Origin of the sequence: Kineothrix sp. MSJ-39 (genome assembly GCF_018917935.1) — a bacterium.
Classification (GTDB): Bacteria; Bacillota; Clostridia; order Lachnospirales; family Lachnospiraceae; genus CAG-194.
On the sequence record NZ_JAHLPN010000027.1, the window covers coordinates 15,887 to 27,656 of the forward strand.

Here is an 11,770-nt window from a genome sequence, read left to right on the forward strand (position 1 = left end):
GGATTCCGTCTTATTTATGGGTTACAATGTACTGATAGAAAGGAATCTGTCTGCCTGTTCTTTGATCTTGTCTTCATTACCGACTACACAGAAGGCATCCGTCTCCAGCATGGCTGCCACCTGCGCGGAAAGCGCGTGGATATCCGACACCTGACAGGCAAGGATCTCATCGCGTTCCTGCTGCTCCTCCTCAAAGGTATAGCCTGACATATATGCGCCGAAGCTTCTGCTGCCCTGCGCGCTTGGCGGAAGCGGTGTATCCTTTTCAGAGATCGCTCCGATCACATACTTTGTCATAACAGCTTCGTCCGCCGCAAATTCCTGCAGATACGCCGGTGCTTTTTCATAAACGGCAACTGTCTTTTCCAGATTCGGATCCCTGTAGGATACAAAATAGCTGAGCCCTGATTTGGTAAAGTTGCTCATGCAGCCATATGCACCGCCTTTGACACGCACCTGAATCCACAGATAATCATATCCCATCATGATACGCAGCACACGGAGTGCACCTGTATAAGGAAGCCCTGCTTTCCTGAAATCTCCTGCCCGGCAGACATACTGTACACCTGCGCTGGTGCACAGACCTTCCTGCTTTTTCACAGGCTCTGCCCGGAATGCTTCCTGTGCATTATCTTCTGCCAAAAGCAGCTTATGGAACGGCAGAAGTGCTTCCATAAACAGCTTCTTTCCTTCCTCCGTGCCCGTATAATCATAAAGCACTCTGTTTTGGTGCAGGATAAATGAAAGCAGTGTTTTCATTTTCCTGATACATTCTGCTTTGCGTTCGTCAAAATGATTGTACAGATCCGTAAGGAAACGGAAAAAGTCCAGCCCGCTGAACTGATCGGATGCCCATGCGCCCTCTGAAATATAGGAAAGCGCACGCAGTGATGCGGTCGAATGTCCCGCACTTGTCATCTGTGCCTGCAGTCTTGCCTTCATCTCACCCAGGATCTCTTTCAGACGTTTTTCATCGTCAAAAACAGACTGTGTCAGGATCTCGCGGATCAGATCCACTGCCTTTTGTGTATTCCCGTATAACACTTTTGCCTTTGCTTCAAAAGTCAGTTCAAATTTACTGTAGTCTTTTGCATCTGTATATGTGGCAGCATCAAAGAAAATACCGCCTGTCTGCAGATTGATCTCATTAAACAGCTCACCATAGCTTCTCTTTTCCGTACTCAGAAGTCCCAGTACATTTTTCAGAAGCCCCAGATACGGAAGCTGTTCTTTTTTGATATCACGGATCTTAAATACGATATGCAGGTAAGAAACACCGTTTGTAAAGACCGGATGCGATAAAAGAACCGTATTTTCAAAAGACTCTGTTTCATTTAAGAACGGATGTGCTTCTTTGTCCAGATCTTCTCTTTTTAGTACCGGAATCTTTGCCAGATCTTCCGGTGAAGATTCTTCTTCCTGATAAGCCTTCAGTGCCTTTGTCTCTGCGATCACTGCCTGCAGCTCTTCTGCGGAAAGCGAAGCCTTTTTCCGCGCAAGCACTTCTTTCAGTTTTTCACTTTCTCTGCTCTCCAGCCCTTTTTCGGGGAGGAGGGCTACGATCGATTTATGTGTATTTTCCAGAATCTGTTTTTCCACAAGCTGTTCAAAATAATCGGTCTGTACCAGCTTCTTTAATGCGTCAAAAGTCTCATTTGCTTCAATGTGCATAAACGGAGCCTTATCGTCATACAGCCAGCTGTCAAGCGCCTGCAGTCCGTACATCAGTCCCTTTGGATAAGAGCCGAAATCTGCTTCTTTGTATTTAAACTCATAGCTGTTAATAGCAGCAAGCAGGGCATTTTTATCAATACCGTTCTTTACCTGCTCTCTTAACACCTGCTCTACGGTTTCCACAAATGCTTTCTGATCGGACAAGCCTGCATTCTTTGCCACAAAGGAGAAATACGGCTGTAAGATACCGTTCTCACAGACACTGTAAATATCCTCTCCAATCACCTTTTCCATCAGGGCGACCTTGACCGGAGCCCCGGGTGCGGAACAAAGTGCATAGTCAAGAACCTGCAGCGCAATATAAAGCTGCCTGTCCAGACTGTTGCAGATGCTGACATTATAAGAATAATAAGCGGTACTTGTAATATCATCCGATTCCAGTACAGGATATTTCTTTTCTATCTGTACAGGCGCCGCAAACGGCTTCTGCAGACGGATGGCAGAGTCGATCTGAAGCGCATCAAATTTGGAGAGATATGCCTCGTCCAAGTAGGTCAGACGTTCTTCCATATCCATATTGCCATAGAAATAAATATAGCTGTTTGACGGATGATAATATCTTCTGTGGAAATCCAGAAAAGCTTCATACGTCAGCGACGGAATATCGGAAGGTCTTCCGCCGGAATCCACACCGTATGCAGTATCCGGATACAGACTGTTAAAAGTCTCTCTGTCCAGCAGGTCATCTGCGCTCGAATACGCGCCCTTCATTTCATTATATACGACACCGTTATAGATCAGATCATCGGATTCAGACTCACATTCATAATGCCAGCCTTCCTGCTCAAAGATCTTCTTTTCTTTATAAATATTCGGATGGAATACCGCATCCAGATAAACATCACAAAGATTGGCAAAATCCTTGTCATTGCAGCTTGCTACCGGGTAAACCGTCTTATCCGGATACGTCATGGCATTTAAAAAGGTATTCAGGGAACCTTTTGCCAGTTCCACAAACGGATCTTTGACCGGATATTTCTCTGAACCGCAAAGTACACTGTGTTCAATGATATGTGCCACACCTGTGCTGTCTGTCGGTGGTGTGCGGAAACCGATGTAAAATACTTTATTGGGATCATCGTTGGAAAGCAGCACGATCCTTGCCCCCGTCTTTTTGTGACGCAGGATCACACCACGGGAATTCAGATCCTTGATCTCTCTGTCTTCCACAATTTCATATGCTGTCAGATTTTCTAAACTCATTTTCTTCTCCATTTTCTTTTTATTTTCTACCATAACGCATAGCCGCCACAAATTTTCTCTGATTTCCTGTTATACACTGAGTGACATCAGGTGCAGCTTTTTGAAGTAAAGCTCGGAAATATAGTCCGCACAAATTTCTCCCTGCTCCTGTTTTTTCCGGAAATCATCCAGAGAAAGCTCTTCTGCCTCATATTCTGTCCGGCTTCTTCCTTTTTTATCCACTTTTGTCCTGGGCTTTACGGTTTTGATCCTGCACCGCAGCTGCTTCAATACCATTGCCAGCTTACTGTCCTTTGCCATAGCTGAAAGTGCATCACAGATCCTCGCATCCTCTCCCGCTTCCGGTATCACATACTGAAATACGGCAGAACGCAGACGCTGCGGCGTATCATCCTGCTCACACAGCTCCGCAAAGGTCAGCCTTGCTCCAACATATACATTGCTGAAATCCTGGAGCACATATTTAAAATCCATATTACCTGCTTCGTTACTCATTCTTAAACTCCATTTCTATCGAATCGATCAGGTTTGCGCTGATCTGCATGGCTGCTTCCACATCATCCATCGTGATTGCTTCATAATTGGCACAGATCTCTTCCGGCGATACTTTTCTGCGCAGCTCCTCGGAAAGCTCTCTGGCAGCATCCGCTACCTGATTGACCTTTTTCAGCACTTCTTCATCATCGTTTTTCTTTTCCAGTTCTTCATTGATCAGGCGTTCCATTGCCTTCATCATATAATTGCCGAGGAAGCCTTCCGTCTCTTCCAATATATCACCGTCCGTATCCAGACATTCCATCTGCCCGGTTGCTTCCAAGAGCGCCATATTGCCTTCTCCGATCAGATCCTCCAGCATCACACCCTGCCCCGCATACAGCTTTGCCAGCTCTGCTGTCTTTGGCAGAAACTGCTGAAGCAATGCAGCCTTGGCATCCTGATCACCCGCGATCGCAGAAAGCATGACTGCTTTCAGTTCTTCCGCTTCCATGCTTTCCATCTGCGAAAGTCCGTTCAGATACTCCTCCAGATAATTGCGGTCTTCCATGGAAAGATATTCTTCTACCTCTTTCCTGTCGCCGACACCGATCTTCTGATTCTTATAATACTCCAGCAAAAAGCCCATCTGCTCCGATCCCTGCTGTATATCCGGGAAAAAGGAATGGATCTGTTCCTCTGACAGACACATACCCTGCTTTCTTGCCAGCTTCATGGATTCCGCAAGCTGGCTTCTGAATTCTTTTTCTTCCATATAAAATATTCCTGCTTTCTTTCCTACTGTTTTTTCACATGCTTATGTGTAAAAATATGATCCTGACAATATTCATAATTTCCGTCGCACTTTGAGCAGAACCGAAATTCCAGATCCGGATCGGATTCGTCTGTTCTGCCGCAGATCGCACATTTATGCTTTGTGACCGGACGCATGACCTGCTTATGATATGCCCTCTGCCTTTTGATCTGCTGCGGTGTACGGAAGGATTTCCGGGTTGTCACAAAGAAAATGATAAAGGCAAGCAGGGAAAACAGGATTGCTGTCATATCCGCCAGCGGCAGATACCAGCCAATGCTTCCCGTTCTGATATAAGAGCTGAGTGATATCGCATCCTGCAATACCTGTACACCCAAAATAACCGCATAGATAATTCCCAGTACTTTTATCTTCAACGGGATAATAAACATAAACAGAACCTGTACATTCGGAAAGGTTGCTGCAAATGCCAGAATGATCGACATACAGACATAATACGTACTGAAATAATTGGCAATAAAACCGTAAAAGGAAGATAATGATACACCAAATTCCATCACCGTGATCGTCTCTGTCAGCCCGGTCAGGACACAGACACCGTAAAACAGGAACGCACCAACGATCGTCAGCAGCATTCCGCCGATCAGATAGACATTATAACGGAAGGTACCCCATGTCCGCTCCAGTGTCGTGCCGATGGAAAAATAAAAATACAACATGACCAGTGTAAAGAGATCCAGCCCTTCCGGCGGTACAACGACCCATGTCAGGAGCCGCCAGACCTGTCCGTGCAATATCGCATACGGATTCAGTGTCAGGTAATTTAAAAAGGATGAATTAAACAACTCGATCACATAACCGAACGCGTAACAGATGATCAGATATAAGGTAATATTGGGGATCGCATATTTTCCCCATTTTCGTTCTAATTTTGAAAGCCAGTTCATAGATACTCCTCTCCGGTCTTGCCTCATTCTATTTCATTATACTGTTCTCTTCCCAAAGTTTCCATTACTTTCGGGAAACAAAGAACATTTTAGCATGGGAATACACTAAAGTAAACAATCTGACTTCGTATATTGCGAATGTTTAATGCAATTTTCACAATTTATACGGTAAAGATTTATATAATTTTAATAATTGAAAAGCAATCAAGATTGCACTTTAAAAAAACATGTCGTATAATAAGTCGTAAATGTCGTGAATTGTCAGATTCACGATCTATTCATGTATTATATTAAGGAAGGTGAACTGAATGGAAAAGCAACTTTACACGCTGGGCATTGATATTGGCTCCACTACTGTTAAAATTGCAATTCTGGATGAAGCAAAACAGTTAATTTTTTCTGATTATAGAAGGCATTTCGCCAATATCCGTGAAACACTGCGTGATCTTTTCAAAGAAGCCTATGCGCTCCACGGGGATATCATGGTATCCCCTATGATCACAGGCTCCGGCGGATTATCTCTTGCCAATTATCTCGGTGTTCCGTTTACACAGGAGGTTATTGCCGTTTCCACTGCTTTAAAGGAAGCTGCTCCGCAGACGGATGTAGCGATCGAGCTTGGCGGCGAGGATGCCAAGATCATTTATTTCGAAGGCGGTAACGTCGAACAGCGTATGAATGGTATCTGTGCAGGTGGTACAGGTTCTTTTATCGACCAGATGGCATCTCTTCTGCAGACAGATGCAACAGGCCTGAATGAATATGCAAAAGGTTATCAGTCTTTATATACGATCGCGGCAAGATGCGGCGTATTTGCCAAATCCGATATCCAGCCGCTGATCAATGACGGTGCGACAAAGGAAGATCTTTCCGCTTCTATTTTTCAGGCGGTTGTCAATCAGACGATCTCCGGTCTTGCCTGTGGTAAGCCGATCCGCGGTCATGTTGCGTTCCTTGGTGGTCCACTCCACTTTTTATCCGAGCTGAAGGAAAGCTTTATCCGTACGCTGAAGCTGGATGAGGAGCATATCGTTTCTCCGGAAAACTCTCACCTGTTCGCAGCGATCGGTTCTGCACTAAATGCAGATTTAAAGACGCAGTTTACCTTAAAGGAAATGGTTGATAAGCTCTCCCATGAGATCAAGATTGCTTTTGAAGTAGAGCGTCTGTCTCCGCTGTTTGAATCCCAGACAGAATATGAGCTGTTCACGACCAGACATAATTCCCATAAAGTACATACAGCACCGCTTGCTTCTTATCAGGGAAACTGCTATCTCGGTATTGATGCAGGTTCCACAACAACCAAGGTTGCCCTGATCGGAGAAGACGGTTCTCTGTTATATTCTTTCTACAGTTCTAACAACGGTAATCCGCTGCAGACAGCGATCACCGCGATCAAGGATATTTATGCGCAGCTTCCGCAAGGGGCTGTGATCAAGCATGCCTGCTCCACAGGCTATGGCGAAGCGCTGATGAAAGCGGCTTTTCTGCTGGATGAAGGTGAAGTAGAAACTGTAGCACATTATTACGCTGCAGCCTTCTTCTCTCCTGATGTCGACTGTATTCTGGATATCGGCGGTCAGGATATGAAATGCATCAAGATCAAAAACGGTACGGTAGACAGTGTACAGCTGAACGAAGCATGTTCTTCCGGCTGTGGTTCCTTTATCGAAACCTTTGCAAAATCCCTGAACTATTCTGTGGAAGATTTTGCACATGAAGCATTGTTTGCAAAGCATCCGATCGATCTTGGTACACGTTGTACGGTATTTATGAATTCCAAAGTAAAACAGGCACAGAAGGAAGGCGCTTCCGTATCCGATATTTCTGCCGGTCTTGCTTATTCTGTTATCAAGAATGCTTTATTTAAGGTTATCAAAGTATCCAGTGCCAGCGAGCTTGGGAAAAAGATCGTGGTACAGGGTGGTACTTTCTACAATGATGCGGTTCTTCGAAGTTTTGAGATCATTGCGGGCTGCGAAGCCGTCAGACCTGACATCGCAGGTATCATGGGTGCTTTCGGTGCTGCCCTGATCGCAAAGGAACGCTTCCATGAAAAGGAAGCAAAAGCTGCCAAAACACTTGATGCCAAAGAACCGGAAACAACGATGCTTTCCATTGATAAGATCAATGAGCTGACCTTTACCACACGTATGGCAAAGTGTCAGGGCTGTACCAATCACTGTCGTCTGACGATCAACCAGTTTACCGGCGGCAGACAGTACATCTCCGGTAACCGTTGCGAACGCGGTATCGGCAAAGAGAAAAACAAGAATAACATTCCAAACCTTTATGAATATAAGCTGCATCGTATTTTCGATTACGAGCCGCTTCCGGCTGATGAAGCCACCAGAGGACAGGTCGGTATTCCGCGTGTTCTGAATATGTATGAGAACTATCCGTTCTGGTTCACCTTCTTTACGGAGCTGAAATACCAGGTAGTCCTCTCTCCGTCCTCCACGCACCAGATCTATGAGCTGGGTATTGAATCCATTCCGAGTGAATCCGAATGTTACCCTGCCAAGCTGGCACACGGTCATGTGACATGGCTGATCTGCCATCATGTACCGTATATTTTCTATCCGGCTTTATTTTATGAACGTGACGAGGTAAAAGGCGCTGGCAACCATTACAACTGCCCGATCGTTACCTCTTATTCGGAAAATATCAAAAATAACGTTGAGGAGATCGGCCGCGGAGAAGTCCGCTTCCAGAATCCGTTCCTCTCCTTCCGTGATAAAGACACGATCGCGCATGTCCTGTTGCAGGAATTCCCGGATATTCCGTCCGGCGAACTGTTACATGCCATTGATAAGGCATGGGATGAGCTGGAAAATGCCCGTCTGGATATGCAGAAAAAAGGCGAAGAAACGATCGCTTACTTAAATGAGACCGGCAAACGCGGTATTGTCCTTGCAGGTCGTCCGTACCATATCGACCCTGAGATCAACCATGGTATCCCGGAACTGATCAATTCTTACGGAATTGCCGTTCTGACAGAGGATTCCATCTCCCATCTCGGATGGCCGGAGCGTCCGCTGATCGTATCAGACCAGTGGATGTATCATTCCCGTTTATACGCAGCAGCCAGCTATGTCCGTACAGTTGACAATCTGGATCTGATCCAGCTCAACTCCTTCGGCTGTGGTCTGGATGCGGTTACGACCGATCAGGTCAATGATATTTTAAGTGGCAGTGACAAGATCTATACCTGTCTGAAGATCGATGAAGTCAATAACCTCGGCGCTGCAAGGATCCGTATCCGCTCCCTGATCGCCGCACTTCGTGTCAAGGAACAGAAGCACGAGGAACGCGTGGTACATTCCACCGCGATCAACAGACCAGTCTTTACGGAAGAAATGCGTAAAGAATATACGATCCTCTGCCCGCAGATGTCTCCGTTCCACTTTGATCTGATGGAGGCGGCTTTCCGTGCTGCAGGCTACAATCTGGAAGTGTTACCAACGGATAACCGTCATGCGGTCGACACCGGACTGAAATATGTCAATAACGATGCGTGCTATCCTTCCCTGATCGTTGTCGGTCAGATCATGGATGCACTCCTGTCCGGTAAATATGATACCAATAAGGTCGCTGTTGTGATGACACAGACCGGCGGTGGCTGTCGTGCCACCAACTATGTCGGCTTTATCCGCCGTGCACTTGGCAAGGCAGGACTCAGTCATGTACCGGTTATCTCCATCAATATGTCAAGCAGTCTGGAATCCAATCCGGGCTTTAAACTGAACGCCGATCTTCTGACGCGTGCAGCTTACGGCGCAGTATTCGGTGATATTTTCATGCGCTGTGTATACAGAATGCGCCCTTATGAGCTGACAAAGGGAAGTGTGGATGCTGTCCATGAAAAATGGAAGCTGAAATGTCAGGAATTTGTGTCCGGAAAGCATATGTCTTTCTTTAAATTCCAGAAGATGTGCAGACAGATGATCGAGGAATTCGATGCCATTCCGGTCAGCGAAGATCCGAAGCCGCGCGTTGGTATCGTCGGTGAGATCCTTGTAAAATTCCTGCCGGCTGCTAACAACCATCTGGCAGAGCTTTTGGAAGCAGAAGGTGCTGAACCTGTCTGTCCTGACCTGCTCGACTTTATGCTCTACTGCTTCTACAATCAGATTTACAAGGCAGATCAGCTTGGTATGTCCAAGAAGACCGCAAAAATTTCCAAATTCGGCATTTCAGCCGTAAACTTTGTCCGTTCTTCCGCTGCCAAAGCATTTAAGAAGTCCAAACACTTTGATCCGCCTGCCAATATCTATGATCTTGTAGACTACGCAAAAGAGATCGTATCCATCGGTAACCAGACCGGTGAAGGCTGGTTTTTAACAGGTGAAATGATGGAACTGATCCACAGCGGTGCAACAAATATCGTCTGTACACAGCCATTTGGCTGCCTGCCAAACCACGTTGTCGGCAAAGGTGTTATCAAAGAGCTGCGCAGACGTTACCCACAGGCCAATATCGTAGCGATCGACTATGATCCGGGCGCAAGTGAAGTCAATCAGCTCAACCGTATCAAGCTGATGCTCTCCACCGCCAATAAAAATCTGAAAAAACAGCAAAGCGAAAAGCAGAACGCCTGATGCCCGATACAATAAGGGCGCTATCCTTAAAGATAGCGCCCTTTTATTATGCTTTTCATATGTTACCCTATGCATTTACTGCCAACTTCTGACTGCTGTTGTCCAGCTTCTGATTGCTGTCCAGCTTCTGTTCAAACTCATGGATTGGGATCGGTCTGGAGAAATAATAGCCCTGTCCCATTTCACAGTTCAGACGTCTCAGCTCATCCACCATTTCTCTTGTCTCAACGCCCTCTGCCACAGATTCCAGTCCAAGCGATTTGGCAAGTCCGACTGAAAACTCCAGAATATTGCCCTTTGCTTTTCCGGCTGAATAGCCCTCCAGAAAACGCATGTCCAGTTTCAGAACATCAACCGGGATTTCCGTCAGCATATTCAGAGAAGAATATCCGGATCCGAAATCATCCATTTCCACTTTGAATCCCAGCTCTCCCATCTGATTGACCATATCGAGGATCTGATTCTGGTTTTCGGTATAAACCGTTTCTGTGATCTCCATATGCAAAAGCGATGATTCAATATCATATTTATCTGTCAGCTCCAGAATTCTGTCAAGAAAATCTGAATGATACAGATCTGCTCTGGAAACATTAACGGAAATAGGGATCAGCGGCCTGTTTTCCTTTTTCCATCTGGCAAGCATCTGACATACCTGCTCCCAGACATACAGATCTACCTCTGTGATAAATCCATTTTTCTCAAAGATTGGAATAAACTGCCCGGGCGGCAAAAGTCCACGTTCCGGATTCTGCCAGCGGATCAATGCTTCCGCCCCTACATATTCCTCTGTTTTCAGATTGCATTTCGGCTGTAAATAAACAAGGAACTCTCCATCGGCAAGTGCCTGCTGCATGGAATTGGTAATCTCTTTTTCCAGTAGCAGCTCATCCCGCATGGAATCATCGAAATAGGCATATAATTCTCCGTATTTTCCCTTGATCCGTTTCACGGCCAAAACAGCGCGGTCATACATGACTGTCACATCAATCGTCCTGTTCTCGATCTGATAGATACCAAAGCGGACAACAATCTTCATTTGCAGCGGATAACGCTCCATTGCCCTGTCCACGTAGCTGACCATTTCTTCTTCATATCCGCTTTTGCGCGTCAGCAGCATGACAAAACAATCACCGGAAATTCTGCCGCAGAGTCCACCTCTTTCTCTTGCAAAGCCCGTCATGATCCTTGCCAGATACTGTAAAAGCCTGTCTCCTTCATGGATTCCGTAAACATCATTCACCACACGGAACTGCTCTATATCAAACGCTACGATATCGTAGGCTGCTTCATCTTCTCTTAAAAGGATCTGTGCCTTTTTACAGAAACCATCCCTGTTATAACAGCCGGTCAGAGTATCTACATCGATCGATTTCATCAGATGATCCACTTCCTGCTTCCTGATCTCATCTCCGATCTTCTGCAGGATCAGTTCTCTGACATAAGGCTTCGTCAGATATGCGGATGCACCATAAGAAAGTACCTCTATCTCTGCATCATTATTATCCTGCTGTGTGATTACAATGACCGGTATCTCAGCAATCGATTCATCCGCCTGCTGCACGCTCAGAAATTCATAGCCATTCATGACAGGCATATATAAATCCAGTAAGATCACAGCAACCTGCTTAAAATTTGCACGCAGCACTGTCAGTGCTTCCCTGCCGTTCTCCGCTGTAAATACTTCATATTTTTCCTGTAAAATATCAGCCAGAAGCGATCGATCCAGTTCATTATCGTCTACGATCAAAATCCCTTTTTTATTTACCATACATTCACCCCAATATGATGTGAAAGGCATTATTTCATCCCCACTCTGTTGTGGATTATGCTGTGCCTGCACACGTAGTCCAAAGACTATATTTATAACATACAAAAAGGACTGTTTCAACTGTTAAAACTTTGTGCATTTCAGCAAAATGTAGGATTACAATACATGTGTTACAACTGAATAATTAAAAAGCAGAGATACTCTCTTTGTGTTATATTTTAGTCACCACAACAAAAATTAACTTAAAAGGAGTTCTCTGCTATGGCTA

At 45.5% G+C, this 11,770-nt stretch carries 6 protein-coding genes; 1 reads left to right on the forward strand and 5 read right to left on the reverse strand.

All coding sequences use genetic code 11. The annotated features are described in order from the left end of the window. Positions 1-21: 21 nt before the first annotated feature. The 4 genes from KQI22_RS12935 to KQI22_RS12950 form a co-directional block, all read right to left on the reverse strand. Positions 22-2,937, reverse strand: coding sequence for an insulinase family protein (locus KQI22_RS12935; RefSeq protein WP_216553033.1), 2,916 nt, complete (start codon positions 2,935-2,937; stop codon positions 22-24). A gap of 69 nt (positions 2,938-3,006) precedes the next feature. Next, positions 3,007-3,432 (reverse strand): hypothetical protein, encoded by a 426-nt coding sequence (locus tag KQI22_RS12940; protein WP_216553037.1) that lies wholly within the window; start codon positions 3,430-3,432, stop codon positions 3,007-3,009. Beyond that, entirely contained in the window at positions 3,425-4,186 is a 762-nt protein-coding gene (locus KQI22_RS12945) for an RNA polymerase sigma factor region1.1 domain-containing protein (RefSeq protein WP_216553039.1), read from the reverse strand. The genes KQI22_RS12940 and KQI22_RS12945 overlap by 8 nt, the downstream gene beginning before the upstream one ends. A gap of 23 nt (positions 4,187-4,209) precedes the next feature. Then, complete coding sequence (locus KQI22_RS12950; protein ID WP_216553042.1) at positions 4,210-5,133, reverse strand: hypothetical protein; 924 nt, start codon at positions 5,131-5,133, stop codon at positions 4,210-4,212. A 308-nt stretch (positions 5,134-5,441) separates the two neighbouring features. Between KQI22_RS12950 and KQI22_RS12955 the strand changes: the two genes are divergently transcribed. Beyond that, on the forward strand, positions 5,442-9,734 hold the full coding sequence (locus tag KQI22_RS12955; protein WP_216553045.1) for a 2-hydroxyacyl-CoA dehydratase: 4,293 nt from the start codon (positions 5,442-5,444) through the stop codon (positions 9,732-9,734). 67 nt (positions 9,735-9,801) lie between these two features. On the opposite strand, the gene KQI22_RS12960 is transcribed toward KQI22_RS12955, so the two are convergent. Continuing rightward, positions 9,802-11,502, reverse strand: coding sequence for a two-component system response regulator (locus KQI22_RS12960; RefSeq protein WP_216553048.1), 1,701 nt, complete (start codon positions 11,500-11,502; stop codon positions 9,802-9,804). Between the last annotated feature and the right edge of the window lie 268 nt (positions 11,503-11,770).

Bases quoted from the DNA above. Each gene is read 5' to 3' on its own strand.
- KQI22_RS12935 (WP_216553033.1), bottom strand. From the start codon at position 2,937: ATGAGTTTAGAAAATCTGACAGCATATGAAATTGTGGAAGACAGAGAG.
- KQI22_RS12940 (WP_216553037.1), bottom strand. From the start codon at position 3,432: ATGAGTAACGAAGCAGGTAATATGGATTTTAAATATGTGCTCCAGGAT.
- KQI22_RS12945 (WP_216553039.1), bottom strand. From the start codon at position 4,186: ATGGAAGAAAAAGAATTCAGAAGCCAGCTTGCGGAATCCATGAAGCTG.
- KQI22_RS12950 (WP_216553042.1), bottom strand. From the start codon at position 5,133: ATGAACTGGCTTTCAAAATTAGAACGAAAATGGGGAAAATATGCGATC.
- KQI22_RS12955 (WP_216553045.1), top strand. From the start codon at position 5,442: ATGGAAAAGCAACTTTACACGCTGGGCATTGATATTGGCTCCACTACT.
- KQI22_RS12960 (WP_216553048.1), bottom strand. From the start codon at position 11,502: ATGGTAAATAAAAAAGGGATTTTGATCGTAGACGATAATGAACTGGAT.